This window comes from Hyphomicrobium sp. LHD-15, from assembly GCF_031157355.1.
Taxonomy (GTDB): Bacteria; Pseudomonadota; Alphaproteobacteria; order Rhizobiales; family Hyphomicrobiaceae; genus Hyphomicrobium_C.
Genome location: NZ_JAVIFT010000002.1, coordinates 279486 through 296954 on the forward strand (window position 1 = coordinate 279486; position 17469 = coordinate 296954).

13 protein-coding genes are annotated in these 17469 nt (G+C 62.6%); 9 read left to right on the forward strand and 4 right to left on the reverse strand.

Annotated elements, in window-relative coordinates:
- Positions 1-48: 48 nt before the first annotated feature.
- On the reverse strand, positions 49-624 hold the full coding sequence (locus RCO24_RS08010) for a GNAT family N-acetyltransferase (RefSeq protein WP_308961309.1): 576 nt from the start codon (positions 622-624) through the stop codon (positions 49-51).
- A gap of 444 nt (positions 625-1068) precedes the next feature.
- On the opposite strand from RCO24_RS08010, the gene zapE reads away from it, so the two are divergent.
- From zapE to lpdA, 7 genes are all read left to right on the forward strand, one after another.
- On the forward strand, positions 1069-2181 hold the full coding sequence (gene zapE / locus RCO24_RS08015; protein ID WP_308961310.1) for a cell division protein ZapE: 1113 nt from the start codon (positions 1069-1071) through the stop codon (positions 2179-2181).
- A gap of 305 nt (positions 2182-2486) precedes the next feature.
- Positions 2487-3452 carry a malate dehydrogenase gene (gene mdh / locus RCO24_RS08020; protein ID WP_308961311.1) on the forward strand — a complete coding sequence of 322 codons (966 nt, stop codon included), beginning with the start codon at positions 2487-2489 and terminating at the stop codon, positions 3450-3452.
- Between the two features lie 254 nt (positions 3453-3706).
- Positions 3707-4906, forward strand: coding sequence for an ADP-forming succinate--CoA ligase subunit beta (sucC, locus tag RCO24_RS08025; protein ID WP_308961312.1), 1200 nt, complete (start codon positions 3707-3709; stop codon positions 4904-4906).
- A 70-nt stretch (positions 4907-4976) separates the two neighbouring features.
- Positions 4977-5876 (forward strand): succinate--CoA ligase subunit alpha, encoded by a 900-nt coding sequence (gene sucD / locus RCO24_RS08030; protein WP_308961313.1) that lies wholly within the window; start codon positions 4977-4979, stop codon positions 5874-5876.
- Positions 5877-5988: 112 nt separating this feature from the next.
- On the forward strand, positions 5989-8943 hold the full coding sequence (locus RCO24_RS08035; RefSeq protein WP_308961314.1) for a 2-oxoglutarate dehydrogenase E1 component: 2955 nt from the start codon (positions 5989-5991) through the stop codon (positions 8941-8943).
- An 85-nt stretch (positions 8944-9028) separates the two neighbouring features.
- Entirely contained in the window at positions 9029-10315 is a 1287-nt protein-coding gene (gene odhB / locus RCO24_RS08040) for a 2-oxoglutarate dehydrogenase complex dihydrolipoyllysine-residue succinyltransferase (protein WP_308961315.1), read from the forward strand.
- A gap of 66 nt (positions 10316-10381) precedes the next feature.
- The gene (gene lpdA / locus RCO24_RS08045) at positions 10382-11785 is read left to right on the forward strand and encodes a dihydrolipoyl dehydrogenase (RefSeq protein ID WP_308961316.1); all 1404 of its coding nucleotides are present in this window, start codon (positions 10382-10384) and stop codon (positions 11783-11785) included.
- A gap of 53 nt (positions 11786-11838) precedes the next feature.
- Here the strand turns inward: lpdA and RCO24_RS08050 are convergent, their stop codons facing one another.
- Entirely contained in the window at positions 11839-12801 is a 963-nt protein-coding gene (locus RCO24_RS08050; protein ID WP_308961317.1) for a tyrosine recombinase XerC, read from the reverse strand.
- Positions 12802-13239: 438 nt separating this feature from the next.
- Here RCO24_RS08050 and RCO24_RS08055 point away from each other — a divergent pair, with 438 nt between their 5' ends.
- A complete protein-coding gene (locus RCO24_RS08055) occupies positions 13240-13611 on the forward strand; it encodes an HU family DNA-binding protein (RefSeq protein ID WP_308961319.1) in 372 nt (123 codons plus the stop codon).
- Positions 13612-13776: 165 nt separating this feature from the next.
- On the opposite strand, the gene fsa is transcribed toward RCO24_RS08055, so the two are convergent.
- Complete coding sequence (fsa, locus tag RCO24_RS08060; RefSeq protein ID WP_308961320.1) at positions 13777-14430, reverse strand: fructose-6-phosphate aldolase; 654 nt, start codon at positions 14428-14430, stop codon at positions 13777-13779.
- 269 nt (positions 14431-14699) lie between these two features.
- Here fsa and RCO24_RS08065 point away from each other — a divergent pair, with 269 nt between their 5' ends.
- Positions 14700-16928, forward strand: a complete 2229-nt coding sequence (locus RCO24_RS08065) for a primosomal protein N' (RefSeq protein ID WP_308961321.1) — start codon at positions 14700-14702, stop codon at positions 16926-16928.
- Between the two features lie 201 nt (positions 16929-17129).
- Here the strand turns inward: RCO24_RS08065 and RCO24_RS08070 are convergent, their stop codons facing one another.
- Positions 17130-17435 (reverse strand): hypothetical protein, encoded by a 306-nt coding sequence (locus RCO24_RS08070; protein WP_308961322.1) that lies wholly within the window; start codon positions 17433-17435, stop codon positions 17130-17132.
- Positions 17436-17469 lie beyond the last annotated feature (34 nt).

The following is a 17469-nucleotide window of genomic DNA, read 5'->3' on the forward strand; positions in this document are numbered from 1 at the left end:
CTCGAAAATGACTCTTGATGTTTAAAAATTTGAGTCGCGCGCGTTTTTCTACGCAGCTTTGACGACGCGACGCTGCAGATCGAGCACCGCCATCATGAAGCCCATGCGGTCTTCGACAGCCTCTGCGAGGAGCGAGAAGTAGTTCGGCTCCTGAGGTACGATCTCGCCGATCACCTCGCCCATTTCGAACCGCAGATCGGCTTCATGCTTACGGGCGATGGCCTGCATCTTTGCATTGGATGCGAGGCAGCTCATGTAAATCAGGTGGACACCACGGTTGCGGGCGGCGCGGATTACCCGGCCCATCAGTTCGGTGCCGAGGCCCTTCTCTTGGAACGCCACCTCCACCGAAAGCGCGGCCTCGGCCTCCCGGCCCCAGGTCTCGCCCAGCTTCTTCAGTTCGGATGCGGCGCGGACCTCGCCATCCTCGATGTAGGCGAAGATGGTCGATCCGGCGTCCGTCATGTGAGCGGCGTAGTCCTCGATGAAGCTATCCGAGACGCCGTGCGCGAAGCGCATCGTGCGGCTGGTCTTGTCGAGGCGCAGAAGATGGTCGCGGAACTTCGCCTGTTCCTGCGGCCAGAGCTTGCGGACAATCCCGTTCGAACGCGCATGATCACTCATTGCGTCAATCCCTCCAGACTGAATCGCGGCCGGGATGATCCTCGATCGTGCGCTAAACAAGGCAGCGCCCACATCCGGCGGCGATTCGGCGCGGCAAGCGATTTCGCCGCGCGATTAAGCCATATAGGTTTTGTTGTGCGATGCACAATGCGCCAAATAAGTGGCGAAAGACGCGATGTTTCGTCGTTTTCCCGCGACTGTGGGCATTTGGCTTCGCTGCACCGCAAAAACCGCTTGGCTGCGTTGCGTGTCTCGCAGATCCCAGGCGGGTGCCGCGAAGATGCGCGCGTTTTGTGGGGCGGGGCGTTGTCTTGGCCGCGGGCTACTTTCGTCGCGCTGCTCCGCGCCTGCGATCGGCTGCTTGCTATCAAGCGACCTCTCGCTGCTTGTCCGGACGCGCCCGGTTTCGGATAAGTGCATTCGGCAGGGCAAATCGGGGCACCCATGGCAGGACGACTTCTCGAGCAGTACGAGCGGCGGGTTGCGCTCGGGGAGATCGAGCCGGACGGGGCGCAGCGGGAGGCGGTGCTCCGGCTCGATGCGTTGGCTTCGGCGCTCGAGGACTGGCAGGCCAACGGACGGGGCGGGTTTTTCTCCTCGTTGTTCCGGCCGCGCTCCGCGCCACCGCGGGGGCTCTATCTTCACGGCGCGGTCGGGCGCGGCAAAACCATGCTCATGGACCTGTTCTTCGAGGCGGTGACCTTCACGCCGAAGCGCCGGCTGCACTTTCATGAGTTCATGAGCGAGGTGCACGACCGCATCCAGCGCGGTCGGGCGACGACGGACGGCGATCCGATCCCGTTCGTTGCAGCCGAGATCGCGGCGGAGGCCGGACTATTGTGCTTCGACGAACTGACCATCACCGACATCGCCGATGCGATGATCCTCGCGCGCTTGTTCAAGGCGCTGTTCGCGCGCGGACTGGTGGTGGTGGCAACTTCCAACGCGCCTCCCGACCGGCTCTATTGGAACGGGCTCAACCGACAACTGTTCGTGCCGTTCATCGCGCTGCTCGAAGATACCGTGGAGGTGTTCGAGCTCAAGAGCGCAAAGGATTTCCGCCTCGATAAGCTGGCGGGGCGGAAGCTCTATTTCTCGCCCTTGGATGCTCAGGCCAAAGCCGGCGTGGAGGAGCATTGGGTCCGGTTGACGGGAAATCATCCCGGCGCGCCGACTTCGGTCGATGTCAAAGGGCGGCACGTTCAGGTGCCAATGGCCTCGATGGGGGTCGCCAGGTTCGGGTTCGCGGATCTTTGCGAAAAGCCGCTCGGTGCTCTCGACTATCTCCACATCGCCCACTCTTTCCATACCCTCGTCGTCGAGGGTATCCCGATGCTGACTCCGGCGCGCCGCAACGAAGCGAGGCGGCTCATCCACCTGATCGATACGCTCTACGACAACCGCAACTGCCTCATCGTTTCCGCGGAGGCCGAGCCGGATCGGCTTTACCCCGAGGGGGACGGCGCGCAGCTTTTCGAGCGGACGGCGTCGCGCCTCATGGAAATGCGAAGTGAAGCCTACCTTGCGCGCAGTGTCCGACCGGGGGCTGGGGGCTAGTCACCGATGTGCTTCGGCTTCCGATGAGGCTTATGAATCAGGCGTTGGGCCGGCCGGTTCGGAAGTGCTTTTGGTCCAAAATTTATGCATGGTGTCGGGCGGGTGATGAAGCGCTACGCTGCTTTCGTCTAAAGAACCTGTTTGAGGTGCGGACGGGCTTGAGCGCCCCCTCTTTTCGTCCTACGAAGACCGAAGTTTCACATAAGCCGGATGTGGGCCGGTCCAAGATTTCATCGGGACGCACACCCACTTCATCAACCTAGGGCCCCAGGGAAGGGCTCAAGCCTCCAGGGAGAATGGAAGAAATGGCGCGGACCAAGATCGCGTTGATCGGCGGTGGAATGATCGGTGGAACACTCGCTCACCTGATCGGTCTCAAGGAGCTGGGCGATGTCGTGATTTTCGACATTGCGGAGGGGCTGCCGCAGGGTAAGGCCCTGGATATCGCGCAGTCCGGTGCCGTGGAAGGTTTCGATTGCAACCTCAAGGGCACCAACGCCTACGCCGACATCGAAGGCGCGAGCGTCTGCATCGTCACCGCGGGCGTGCCGCGCAAGCCGGGCATGAGCCGCGACGATCTGATCGGAATCAACCTCAAGGTCATGGAGCAGGTCGGCGCCGGTATCCGTAAGTATGCGCCGAACGCGTTCGTGATCTGCATCACCAACCCGCTCGACGCCATGGTGTGGGCGCTGCAGAAGTCTTCCGGACTTCCGCGCAACATGGTGGTCGGCATGGCCGGCGTGCTCGATACGGCGCGCTTCCGCCACTTCCTTTCGGAAGAGTTCCACGTTTCGGTCGAGGATGTCTCGGCGTTCGTGCTGGGCGGGCATGGCGACGACATGGTGCCGCTGGTCCGCTACTCCAGCGTCGGCGGTATTCCCTTGCCGGACCTCGTGAAAATGGGATGGATCCGGCAGGAGCGGCTGGATCAGATCGTCGATCGCACGCGCAAGGGCGGCGGCGAGATCGTGGCTCTGCTCAAGACCGGATCGGCTTACTACGCACCTGCGGCTTCCGCGATCGCGATGGCCGAAAGCTTCCTCAAGGACAAGAAGCGCGTGCTGCCTTGCGCCGCGTACCTGAACGGGGAATACGGTGTTAAAGGGCTTTATATTGGTGTGCCGTCGATCATCGGCGCGGGCGGAACGGAGCGGGTGGTCGAGATCGACCTCAACTCTGCCGAACGCTCGATGCTCATGAAGTCGATCGAATCCGTGAAGGGTCTGGTCGATGCGTGCATCAAGATCAACCCGCAGCTCGGGGCCTGATACGCGCCGGTGCGGGATCCGGATGGGACCTAGAGGTGGCGGGGTGAGGAAACCCCGCTTCCGGTTCCCCTCGGTTTTTTGCTTGCCAGCTTATAGCCCTGCTCCAGGGTTCTTGAATTCTCAATGCCCTGAGTTTTTCGATCGATCGTGCTTCTCGCCGGACTGTTTCCATCCGGTTGTCCCTGCGGAGCATGCGGCCGTCATGACGCCGGAATAAGCCTTCCGGCACGCATCAAGAGGACCTACGCGCAGCCATGAATATTCACGAGCATCAGGCCAAGGAGCTTCTCCGTCAGTATGGGGTGCCGACTTCGGGTGGCGGCGCTGCTTTCACGCCAGAGGAGGCCGAGAAGATTGCAGCCGGCATCCAGACAGAGGTCCGGGTCGTCAAGGCGCAGATCCATGCGGGTGGTCGCGGCAAGGGCCATTTCAAAGAGAAGGAAGCGGGCGAGAAGGGCGGCGTTCGGTTCGCCAAGACGCCGGCGGAAGCGCGTGACCTCGCCGCGCAGATGCTGGGCAAAACTCTCGTCACCATTCAGACCGGCCCGGCCGGTCGCATCGTTCGGCGCATCTATATCTCGGACGCCGCAAACATCGGTCGTGAGCTTTATCTTTCGGCCCTCGTCGATCGCGCCAGCTCGCGCGTGGCGTTCATCGCCTCGACCGAAGGCGGCATGGACATCGAGAAGGTGGCCCATGACACGCCGGAGAAGATCCTGACGCTCACGGTGGATCCTGCGAGCGGCCTGCAGCCGTTCCACAGCCGCAAGATCGCATTCGCGCTGGGCCTCAAGGGCGACCAGATCAAGCAGTGCGCGAAGATGATCGAAGGGCTCTACAAGCTGGTTCTCGAAAAGGATCTGAGCCTACTTGAGATCAACCCGCTGGTGGTGACCAAGGAAGGCGATCTCACGGCGCTCGACGCCAAGATGAGCTTCGACAGCAACGCGCTGTTCCGTCATCCCGATATCGTTGCGCTGCGCGACGAGACGGAAGAAGACCCGATGGAGATCGAGGCGGCGAAGCACGAGCTTTCGTATGTGAAGCTCGACGGCTCGATCGGCTGCATGGTGAACGGCGCCGGTCTTGCCATGGCGACGATGGACATCATCAAGCTCTATGGCGCGGAGCCCGCCAACTTCCTCGACGTGGGCGGTGGTGCTTCCAAGGAGAAGGTGAAGTCCGCGTTCCAGATCATCCTGTCCGATCCTTCGGTGAAGGGCATCCTGGTCAACATCTTCGGTGGCATCATGCGTTGCGACATCATCGCGGAAGGCATCGTGGCGGCTGCGCGCGAGATGGCAATCAATGTGCCGCTGGTCGTCCGGCTCGAAGGCACCAACGTGGAGCTCGGCAAGGAGATCCTCGCCAAGAGCGGGCTCAAGATCGTGCCGGCAGATGATCTTGCCGATGCGGCCGCGAAAATCACCTCTGCTATCAAAACCGCAGCCTAGGGAGCGGCGCCTTTCGGCGACGCATCCCCGAACTTCTCCGACAAGAGAGACGACAATTTAGAGAGACGACATGGCCATTCTCGTCGACAAGTCCACGATCACCATCTGCCAGGGCCTCACCGGCGCTCAAGGCACGTTCCACACCAAGCAGGCGCGTAGCTACGGCTCCAAGGTCGGCGGCGGCGTCACGCCCGGCAAGGGCGGGTCGAAGCATCCGGATCCCGAACTGGCGGATCTGCCGCTGTTCAACACGGTGCACGAAGCCAAGGTCAAGACCGGCGCTACAGCCACCGCGATCTACGTTCCGCCACCGTTCGCGGCCGACGCCATTCTCGAGGCGATCGATGCGGAGATGCCGCTGATCGTCTGCATCACCGAGGGCATTCCGGTGCTCGACATGGTCAAGGTGAAGCGGGCTCTCTCTGGGTCGAAGTCGCGCCTGATCGGACCCAACTGCCCCGGCGTTCTGACGCCGAATGCCTGCAAGATCGGCATCATGCCGGGCAGCATCTTTCGTAAAGGGACGGTCGGCATCGTCTCGCGGTCCGGCACGCTCACCTATGAAGCGGTGAAGCAGACGACGGACGCGGGGCTCGGCCAGTCGACGGCGGTCGGTATCGGCGGCGATCCGGTGAAGGGGACCGAGCACATCGACGTGCTGGATCTGTTCCTTTCCGATCCCGACACCCACTCCATCATCATGATCGGTGAAATCGGCGGATCGGCTGAAGAAGAAGCAGCCGAATATCTGATCAGGGAAGCCAAGAAGGGCCGCAAAAAGCCGATGGCCGGATTCATCGCCGGTGTAACGGCACCTCCCGGACGGCGGATGGGACACGCGGGTGCGATTATCTCCGGCGGACAGGGGCGCGCCGAAGACAAAGTGGAAGCTATGCGTCGCGCTGGGATCGCCATCGCCGACAGCCCGGCTTCGCTCGGCACCACTTTGACCAAAGTTCTAAAAGGATAAAGGCGACTACACTATATAGAGTGTCACGGACAGCGCCGAGAATCGCCTGATTTCGGGGGCGAGATGGTCACCTCATCTCCGGCGCATGCCGGAAGAAATGGCGGGGATTCGCATGTCACGGCAACCACTCAACGACAAGTTCAATCGGACGTCGTTTCTCAATGGCGTCAACGCTCCTTACATCGAGGAGCTGCAAAGCCAGTATGAGAAGAATCCGGGCTCGGTCTCGGACGAGTGGCGTCTCTTCTTCGAGAGCGTCGGTGACGAGCAGACCCGGAACCTGGAAACAGCTCGCGACGGTGGCGGCGGAAGCCGCGAACCGTCGTGGGGCTATCCGCTCTCGCAACTCCACGACGCGCCGAGCGAACTCGTCTCGGCGCTGACCGGCGACTACGGCGAGGTGGAGCGCGGGCTTCGCGACAAGCTGCAGGCCAAGGCGTTCGGCCAGGGCTACGAGATCTCGCCCGCGGCTTCGTTCCGCGCCATCCAGGATAGCGTGCGCGCGATCATGATGATCCGCGCCTATCGCGTGATGGGGCATCTCGCGGCGGATCTCGATCCCTTGGGGCTTGCGGAGCGCAAGGTTCACAAGGAACTCAAGCCCGAGACGTATGGCTTTACGGACGCCGATCTCGACCGGCCGATCTTCATCGATCGCTACCTGGGGCTCGATACCGCTTCGATCCGTCAGGTGATGCGCATCCTGCGGCGCACCTACTGCCGCAAGATCGGCTACCAGTTCATGCACATCACGTCGCCGGCGCAGAAATCGTGGATCCAGCACCGGATCGAAGGCGACGAGAAGGACATCCGTTTCACGGAGATGGGCAAGAAGGCCATTCTCCGCAAGCTGATCGAAGCCGAGCTGTTCGAACGTTTCGCCGACATCAAGTACACCGGTACCAAGCGCTTCGGCCTCGATGGCGGCGAAGCCATGATCCCGGCGCTCGAGCAGATCATCAAACGCGGCGGGCAGCTCGGCGTCAAAGAGATCGTGATCGGCATGGCGCACCGCGGGCGTCTCAACGTGCTGTCGAACGTGATGGCGAAGCCGTTCCGCGCGATCTTCAACGAGTTCAAGGGCGGCTCGTGGAAGCCGGACGACGTCGAGGGCTCGGGCGACGTCAAATACCATCTCGGCGCGTCTTCCGATCGCCAGTTCGACGGCAACAACGTGCATCTGTCGTTGACCGCCAACCCGTCGCATCTCGAAATCGTCGATCCGGTCGTGCTCGGCAAGGTGCGTGCGAAGCAGGATCAATTGCATAGTGATCCGGGCGATCGCACGGGCGTGCTGCCGCTGCTGCTCCATGGCGATGCGGCGTTCGCCGGCCAGGGTGTGGTCGCCGAATGCTTTGGGCTTTCGGGCCTCAAGGGGCATCGCACCGGCGGATCGATCCACTTCATCATTAACAATCAGATCGGCTTCACCACCAATCCGCGTCATTCGCGTTCGTCGCCCTATTGCTCGGACGTTGCGCGCATGATCGAGGCGCCGATCTTCCATGTGAACGGCGATGATCCGGAAGCGGTGGTGCATGTCGCCAAGATCGCGACCGAGTTCCGGCAGAAGTTCCAGAAGCCGGTCGTCATCGACATGTTCTGCTATCGCCGGTTCGGCCACAACGAAACGGATGAACCCGCGTTCACCCAGCCGTTGATGTACGACCGGATCCGCAAGCATCCGAGCGTCGTGCAACTCTACAGCAACGATCTCGTCGAGGAAGGCGTGGTAACGGCCGAAGAGGCCGACGGCATGAAGAACGAGTTCCGCTCGTTCCTCGAAACCGAACTCGCAGCTGCCGACGCGTTCAAGCCGAACAAGGCCGACTGGCTCGACGGCCGCTGGAGCGGTGTCGGTCTTGCCGACGGCGACGAGCGGCGCGGGAATACCGGCGTGTCGCTAGAAACCCTGCGCGAAGTCGGCAAGCGCATCACCACGATGCCGTCAGACTTTCACGCCCACAAGACGATCGCCAAGCTGCTCGAACGGCGCCGCGAGATGGTGTCGAAGGGCGAGGGGATCGATTGGGCGATGGCCGAGCACCTCGCATACGGAACGCTGGTCAGCGAAGGGTTTCCGGTGCGTCTCTCGGGCCAGGACTGCGAGCGCGGAACCTTCTCGCAGCGCCACTCGGTGCTGATCGACCAGGAGACCGAGCGTCGGTATACGCCGCTCAGGCACATCTCGCCGACGCAGGCGCGGTTCGAGGTCATCAACTCGATGCTTTCGGAAGAGGCTGTTCTCGGCTTCGAGTACGGATATTCGCTGGCAGAGCCCAATGCGCTCGTCGCGTGGGAAGCTCAGTTCGGCGATTTCGCGAACGGCGCGCAGGTGGTGTTCGACCAGTTCATTTCATCGGGCGAGCGCAAGTGGCTGCGCATGTCGGGGCTCGTCTGCCTGCTTCCGCACGGCTACGAGGGGCAGGGGCCGGAGCATTCCTCGGCGCGCCTCGAGCGGTTCCTGCAGCTTTGCGCGGAGGACAATTGGCAGGTCGCGAACTGCACGACGCCGGCCAATTACTTCCACATTCTGCGGCGCCAGCTTCATCGCTCGTTCCGCAAGCCGCTCATTCTCATGACGCCGAAGTCGCTGCTCCGGCACAAGCGGGTGGTTTCGCGGCTCGACGAGCTTGGCCCTGGAACGACGTTCCATCGGGTTCTCTGGGACGATACGTTCCGGAAGTCCGAGGCCGAGATCAAGCGGGTCGTCCTGTGCTCGGGCAAGGTCTACTATGATCTTGCGGATGCGCGCGATGCTGAAGAATTGTACGACACCTACATCATGCGCCTTGAACAGCTTTATCCGTTCCCGGCGCGCGCGCTGATCACGGAATTGGGGCGGTTCCCGAACGCCGAGATCGTCTGGTGTCAGGAAGAGCCTAAGAACATGGGCGGCTGGACCTTTGTCGAGCCGAATATCAATTGGGTTCTCGATCGTGTTAATCCTGCCGGGCGGCGCGTGCGCTATGCCGGCCGCGCGGCCTCCGCCTCGACGGCGACGGGCTTGATGAGCAAGCATATCCACGAGCAGAAGGCGCTCGTGGCCGATGCCTTGAAGGGTTGAAAAATCCTACGGGGACCACGCGAGAAATTGAAAGAGCGGAAAGCCGGGCGCCTCGGCGCCCGGTCCAGCAAGGGGCTAGACCATTATGACGATTGAGATCCGTGTGCCGACACTCGGTGAATCGGTCTCCGAGGCGACGGTCGGGAAATGGCTGAAACGGCAGGGCGAGGCGGTCAAGGCGGACGAGCCGCTGGTCGAACTCGAAACCGACAAAGTGACGGTCGAGGTTCCTGCGCCGGCGGCCGGGCTCCTTTCTGAAATTCTCGTGGCGGAAGGCTCGACGGTTGCGATCGGCGCGGTGCTCGGCGCGCTTGCCGAAGGTGGTGGTGCCGCGCAATCGGCGCCGAAAGCCGCACCCGCCGCTACTCAGCCGAAAAGCGAAGCGCCGGCCGCGGCCGCTTCTTCGCGTGCGCCGCCAAGCCCCGCAGCCCGCAAACATCTCGAGGAAGCGGGTCTCAATCCGGGGGATTTGGCCGGATCCGGCCGGCGCGGCCAGGTGCTCAAGGAAGATGTCGTAGCGGCGGTCGCGAAGGCCGCCCAGCAGGCGAAGCCGCAACCCGAAGCCAGGCGTGAAGAGCCGGCTCCGGCGCCTCCCGCACGTGTTCCCGCAACGCAGAGCGCGCGCGAAATTTCCGCACCGGACGTGCGCGCGCCCACGGCAATCAACGAAGGTGCGCGCGAAGAGCGCGTGCGTATGACGCGACTGCGCCAGACTATCGCGTTGCGGCTCAAGGATGCCCAGAACACGGCGGCGATGCTGACGACGTTCAACGACGTCGACATGTCGGCCGTCATCGCGATGCGCGCGCAATACAAGGATCTGTTCGAGAAGCGCCATGGCGTGAAGCTCGGCTTCATGGGCTTCTTCGTGAAGGCCTGCATTCAGGCGCTGCGTGAGATTCCGGCGGTCAACGCCGAGATCGACGGCGAAGATATCGTCTTCAAGAATTACTATCACATCGGCGTTGCCGTCGGCACTGACCGCGGACTTGTGGTTCCGGTGCTGCGCGAAGCCGATCGCATGTCGATCGCGGAGATCGAGGCCAAGATCAGCGAGTTCGGAAAGCGCGCTCGCGAGGGCAAGCTTTCGATCGCCGAGATGCAGGGCGGCACGTTCACGATCTCGAACGGTGGCGTCTATGGCTCGATGCTTTCGACGCCAATCCTCAACGCGCCGCAGGCCGGCATTCTCGGCATGCATCGCATCGAGGAGCGGCCGGTGGTCAAGAACGGCGCGATCGTCGCGCGCCCGATGATGTATCTGGCGCTCTCCTACGACCACCGCCTCGTGGACGGCAAGGAGGCCGTGACGTTCCTCGTGCGCGTGAAGGAATGCCTGGAAGATCCGCAGCGGTTTATCCTGGAGCTCTAGGCTCTCTCTTCCGCATGAGCGCCGGGTGTTACCCACTCGTCCAAGACCCAAGCAAAGGCTTTCGTGATGGCTGAACCGTACGATCTCATCGTGATTGGCAGCGGGCCGGGTGGCTATGTGTGCGCGATCCGCGCCGCCCAGCTCGGCCTCAAGACGGCCATTGTCGAAAAGCGCGCAACGCACGGCGGCACCTGCCTCAACGTCGGCTGCATTCCTTCCAAGGCTCTCTTGCATGCGTCGGAGCTTTACGAGGAAGCCGGGCACGGGTTTGGCCGGATGGGCATCAAGGTTTCGCCCGAACTCGATCTCAAGCGGATGCTCGCGTTCAAGGACGAGGGCGTGAAGGGCAACGTCGACGGCGTCGCGTTCCTGCTCAAGAAGAACAAGATCGATGCGTTTCACGGGACGGGACGCATCCTGAAGGCGGGCGCCGTGGAGGTGACCTCGTCGGATGGGCAGCGCCAGACGATCGAGGCGCGCTCGATCGTTATCGCGACCGGATCGGACGTGGCGCGCCTGCCCGGCATCGAGATCGATGAAACGGAGATCGTGTCCTCGACGGGTGCGCTGTCGCTCGCCAAAGTGCCGGAGCGGTTGCTCGTCGTCGGCGCGGGCGTGATCGGGCTCGAGCTCGGCTCGGTGTGGCGGCGCCTCGGATCGAGCGTGACGGTGGTCGAATATCTCGACCGGATCCTGCCGGGCATGGACGGCGATGTCGCGAAGTCGCTCGAACGCATCTTCTCGAAGCAGGGTATCTCGTTCCGTCTCGGAACCAAGGTGGTTGCGGTGGGACGGACGGAGAGCGGGCTCGAGGTCACGCTCGAGCCGTCGCACGGTGGCGTGCAGGATCGCATCGAGACGGATGTCGTGCTGGTTTCAATCGGCCGCGTGCCCTACACGGAGGGGCTTGGCCTCGACGATGTCGGTGTGGTGCGGGATCAACGCAAACGCATCGTCGTCAACGGACAGTTTCAGACCAACGTCACCGGTATCTACGCTATCGGCGACGTGATCGCGGGGCCGATGCTTGCGCACAAGGCCGAGGACGAAGGTATTGCGGTCGCCGAAATTCTTGCGGGCCAAGCCGGGCACGTCAATCACGACGTCATTCCGAACGTGATCTACACGACGCCGGAAGTTGCTTCCGTTGGCAAGACGGAAGAGGAGCTGAAGGCCGCAGGCATCGCCTACACCGTCGGCAAGTTCCCGTTCCTCGCCAACGGCCGCGCCAAGGTCAACAAGACGACCGATGGCTTCGTCAAAGTGCTGGCAGACGCCGAGACCGATCGCATTCTCGGCGTTCACATCATCGGCGCCAACGCGAGCGAGCTGATCGCGGAAGCGGCTGTGATCATGGAATTCAGCGGCTCGGCCGAGGATCTGGCGCGCACCTGCCATGCGCATCCGACGCTCTCGGAAGCCGTGAAGGAAGCCGCGCTCGCCGTTGCGAAGCGCGCGATCCATATGTGATCGAGCGCTGCTCTCTCTCGGTAAATCAATCTCTGTAGATCAATCGGCAGGTATCACGAGCGCGGATGGGCGCGGTCATAGACCGCGAGGATGCGTTCGCGATCGACCTCGGTGTAAACCTGCGTCGTCGAGAGCGAGGCGTGTCCGAGCAGCTCCTGGATCTGGCGCAGGTCGGCTCCCGCCGCGAGCAGATGCGTCGCGAACGAGTGGCGCAAGGCGTGTGGCGTCGCTGTTTCCGGAAGCGTCAGCGCATCGCGCATGCGGGCGATGGCGAGCTGGATCAGGCGCGGTGACAGAGGTCCGCCTTTCGCGCCGAGGAACAAGGCGCCGTCTGGCTCCAGTGGGTAAGGGCAGAGCGCGATATAGTGCGCAACAGCGCGTTGGGTCACGGGCAGGATCGGAACGAGGCGTTCCTTGCCGCCTTTGCCAACGATGCGGATGACGTCGCGCCCGGGGAGAGGCGCGTCGCGGCGCGTGAGGCCGAGCGCTTCGGAAATGCGCAGGCCCGCGCCATAAAGCAGCAGCAGCACGGCGATATCGCGCGCGTTGATCCAATCGTCGCCGATGCTCTCGCCTTCGACGAGGGCGGCGGCTTTCTCGACAGTCAGTGGTTTCGGCAACGTGTGCGGAATGCGCGGCATCGCGACTTGCGCCAGCGCGCGGTTGGCGACGAGGCCGGTGTTCTCGAGCCATCGATAGAATGTTCGAAGTGCGGAGACGGTGCGCGAGAGCGAACGGCTGGCTGCGCCATCACGGCGGCGGGCGGATAGGAAACGGCGCACTGTCTTTATATCAATGCGCGCGAGATCTCCGAGACAGGGTGGATGTCCGAGATCGCGCTTCAAAAAGCCAATAAACTGGCGCAAATCGCGCTCATACGAGGCGAGCGTTGCGGGTGAGCATCCGCGCTCGTGCTCAAGGAATGTGAGCCAGCCGGAGGTCGCGCGGAGAAGATCGTCTGCCAGGGGCAGCTCTCCATCCGTCACCAGAACATCGTCGATCTTTGCGCGAGTCATGCGACGAGCATTCCCTGCAATGCTTGATGCATCGTAAATGATTTGCGGTGCGGCGTGGGAGCTAGACGGCCGAGCCGGAGCAGCTATTTCCGGGCTATTTCGCGCGCTAATAATGCGCAGCTCAAGATTGCGGCGGATTTCGGAACTGCATCCTGCGCCGGATGTCGAGAGCTTCGCGATGTGCGAATCAGTCGATCGGTTGATTCGCGCGATTGCACGATAAAGCCCGTAGATGCTATGCAACTGCGAGGTCTGCAGCACTCTTCGCACGCTTGAAACGCGTCCAAGTGCGCAATTTCGACCTCCGTTGCGCGTGCAAGCGTGACCGAAACTCCAATCTAAGGCAAAAAATCGCAGTCTTTTTAAATCCATAGCCGCGGAAACTAATTCTTATTGTATGTTTTCGCGGTCATTGATTCCATTTCTGGGGAAACTCTCATGGCTAAAGCCGCCACCAAAACCGCCGTCAAAACCAAAGCTGCTCCGAAGCCCGCCGCCAAGGCTGCCAGCAAAACTGCCAGCAAGGCTGCAGTGAGCACCGTCACGCTGCGCCACATCGGTGTCGCGCTGTCGGAAACGCACGATCTTCCGAAGAAGCAGGCTAACGCCGTTCTCGAAGACTTCGTTGCGCTCGTCACGAAGCATCTCAAGAAGGGCGACCGTATCCGCATCGGCGGCCTCGGCATCCTTCAGGTCCGCAAGCGTCCGGCCCGCCTCGGCCGCAACCCGGCAACGGGCGAGCAGATCAAGATCAAGGCCAGCAAGAAGGTTGCCTTCCGCGCTGCCAAGGATCTCAAGGAGCAGATCTAACGCTTTGCGTTAGCGGACAAGGACGGGGGCCGGATTTCGGCCTCCCGCCTTACGCTAAGGTGCGGCTTGAAGGTTGCTCGGGAAATTGCGGCCGGTCTCTGACGGCCGCTTTTTTTCGTTTTAGAGCGTCGTTGCGCCCGGTTTGGTGCGTTTTCCGATCTGAAATCAGATCGTCTGGCCGGTCTTCTTCCAGTCGGACACGAACGTCGCGAGACCCGAGTCGGTCAGCGGATGCTTGACCAACGCCTTCAAAATCGCGGGCGGGATGGTCGCTACGTCGGCTCCGATCAGGGCGGCTTCCTTTACATGGTTCACCGTGCGGATCGACGCCGCGAGGATGTCGGTCTCCAAATCCTGATAGTTGTCGTAGATGGCGCGGATCTCGCGGATCAGATCCATGCCGTTCAAGCCGATGTCGTCGAGCCGGCCGATGAACGGAGAGACGAAGGTGGCACCGGCCTTCGCGGCCAGAAGCGCCTGGTTTGCCGAGAAGCACAGCGTCACGTTGACCATCGTTCCGTCCGAGGTCAGTGCTTTGCAGGCCTTGAGGCCGTCGAGCGTCAGCGGAACCTTGATGGTCACGTTTTTCGCGATTTTGCGCAGGATTTCCGCTTCCCGCATCATGCCGTCGTAGTCGGTTGCGGCCACTTCGGCCGAGACGGGGCCTGGCACCACGGCGCAGATCTCGGCGATTGTCTGCTTGAAGTCGCGGCCGGATTTTGCAATCAGCGACGGGTTCGTGGTCACGCCATCGAGGAGTCCGGTTGCGGCTAGCTCCTTGATCTCACTCACATCGGCGGTATCGACGAAAAACTTCATTCTCGGTCCTTTGCGCTGCCCCCGCATGGGGCCATCCCTAATATCGTGGAGATCGGGTCTCGTTGATCGTACTTATTGTCGAAGAAGCGTCACACTCGGGATCGAGATCCGGGTGGATTTCCGGACGTACGATCGCCGTCAGCTCGCCCTATCTCTCCGCCTAAGCTCGCCTCTTCTGTTCTTGCTCGTGCTTCCCATCGGAAAACCGCTTTAACACGTTTCCGGAGGCACTTGCCTGTTTGGTAGCTTCTAATCCGGTCGCGGGACACTTGGATAGCCTTCTTGGGATTAATGAAAAGGGTGAAGGCGCGGCACGGGCTCTGGCTCCGGTGCTGATGCCGGGGGCGCCGCTCGACCAAACCTACGACTACCTGGTGCCGGAGGGGCTGGCGATCGAACCGGGGGCCTTCGTTCTGGTCCCGTTCGGCCCGCAGACGCGCATCGGCGTGGTCTGGGATGCTCCGCTCGGCGGCTCCGACCGCCCGCTCGACCCCAAGAAAATGAAGGCTCTGACCGAGCGCCTCGACGTGCCGGCACTGCCGCTGTCGTCGCTGCGGTTCGCGGAATGGATTTCGAACTATACGCTCGCGCCACTCGGCATGGTGGTGCGCATGATGATGAGCGCCCAGGCCGCGTTCGAGCCCGTGAAGCCGCGGTTCGGTGTCCGGCATGTGCCGGATGCGGCCGATCCGCCGCGCATGACCCCGGCCCGCAAGCGCGCGCTGGATCTTGCGCGTGACGGCTTGATCCGCGCCAAATCGGCGCTCGCGACCGAGGCGGCTTGCAGCACGGGCGTGGTGGACGGGCTGGTCGCGTCCGGAAACCTCGTCGAGGTTGTGATCCCGGAGCGGCGTTATCCGGTGCCGAACGCGGATCACCGGGTGACGGATTTCACGCGAGAGCAGGCCGAGGCTGTCCACGCGCTTGTTTCTGCCGTCGATGGCGGCGGGTTTTCCGTCTCGCTGCTCGACGGTGTGACCGGATCGGGCAAAACGGAGGTCTACTACGAGGCCGTTGCCGAAACGCTCCGCAAAGGGCAGCAAGCGCTGATCATGCTGCCGGAAATCGCGCTCACCGGACAATTCATGAACCGGTTCGTGGCGCGGTTCGGCTGTCTGCCGGCGGAATGGCATTCGGCGCTGTCGCCTGCAGAGCGCGGGCGCGTGTGGCGGGCGGCGGCAACGGGTGAAGCGCGTGTGGTTGTGGGCGCGCGCTCGGGGCTGTTCCTGCCGTACAGCGATCTCGGTCTGATCATCGTTGACGAAGAGCACGACGCGGGCTTCAAGCAGGACGACCGCGTCCATTATCAAGCCCGCGACATGAGCGTCGTGCGCGGAAGCCTCGGTAAGTTTCCGGTGGTGCTGGCGTCCGCGACGCCTTCGATCGAGAGCCACGTCAATGCGCGGACAGGGCGCTATCGCCATATCATTCTACCTGGACGCTTCACCGGCGCGGAGCTGCCCGAGGTCAAGCCGATCGACATGCGCACGCATCCACCCGAGAAGGGGCAATGGCTGTCGCCGGTGCTGGTGGACGCGGTGGCTGCAACCCTTGCGGATCGGCAGCAGTCGCTGCTGTTTCTCAATCGCAGGGGCTATGCGCCGCTGACGTTGTGCCGGAGCTGCGGTCATCGGTTCGAATGTCCGCAATGCACGGCGTGGCTTGTCGAGCATCGCTTCCGGCGCCGCCTCAACTGCCATCACTGCGGGTTCTCGTTGCCGATCCCGGAAACGTGCCCGAAGTGCGGGGAAGAGGGCTCGCTGGTTGCCTGCGGCCCCGGTGTCGAGCGCGTTGCGGAGGAGGTGCGCGAGCGCTTTCCGGAGGCGCGGGTGGCGCTTCTCTCCTCGGACCTCATTCCGGGGCTCGAGGAAATGCGCCGGATCATCGGCTCGATCGAGAGCGGCGAGGTCGACATCATCATCGGCACGCAGATCGTTGCCAAGGGACACAACTTTCCGCTGCTTGCGACAGTGGGGATCGTCGATGGCGATCTCGGGCTCTCGATGGGTGCCGATCCGCGTGCAGGCGAGCGCACGTTTCAGCTCTTGCATCAGGTGACGGGGCGCGCTGGGCGTGCGCTCACCAAAGGGCGCGGCTTTATTCAAACGCACATGCCGGAGCATCCGGTGATGGAAGCAATCATCTCGGGCGATCGCGAGATGTTTCTCGATCGCGAGATCGATATGCGCCGGCGCGGCGTGCTGCCGCCGTTCGGACGGCTCGCCGCGCTTGTCATCTCGGCACGCGACAAGGATCTCGCGGAGACCTTTGCGCGGGAGGTGGCGCGGCGTGCGCCGCGTGTCGATCAGATCGAGGTGCTGGGGCCGGCGGAAGCGCCGATCTCGATCGTGCGTGGGCGGCATCGCTGGCGGCTTCTGGTGAAGGCGCCCCGCGACAAGAATATTCAGGGCTTTCTCCGGGCTTGGGGCGAAGCGCTTCCCAAGATCGGGGGAGATCTGCGCCTCACCGTCGACATCGACCCCTACAACTTCCTCTAGATCGTTGATTGCTTTTCTTTGGATCGCAATCCCGCTCTAGGTTTTTGATGAGGGCGATGATTCACGCTTCGGACTTTTCCTGCGCTGCCGATTCACGCCGCGTCCGATAGGGGACGCGACGATCGGAGCGCGTGAGTAGCGAATAATAGCGCGTGGCCTGCAGTCGCCTGCAAGCCACGCGCGAAGGTGTCGGTCAATGCTCTAGCGGTTGTGGGCGATGATCGAGCCGACGGCGAGGATGCCGAGGCCGATGGCTAGGCCTTTCGCGATGTCTCTGCCGTCGTTGTGACGGTGGCGCTTGTAGGCGTAACGATCACGCGGGCCGTAGCCTTGATAATAGCGCGGGCCATCGTAACGACGCGGGCTGTCGTAGTTGCGCGAATAGCCGCGATCATAACCGTTGTTCCAGCGTTCGTGGGCGCTGGCAGCGGTGGCGAGCGGGCCGAGGTTCGCGGCGAGAAGGCCGGCGATCACAGCAGCGGAGGTGGTGAATTTCTTGAACGACATGGCTCAATCCCCTTCAATCCGATCCTGGTGCCGG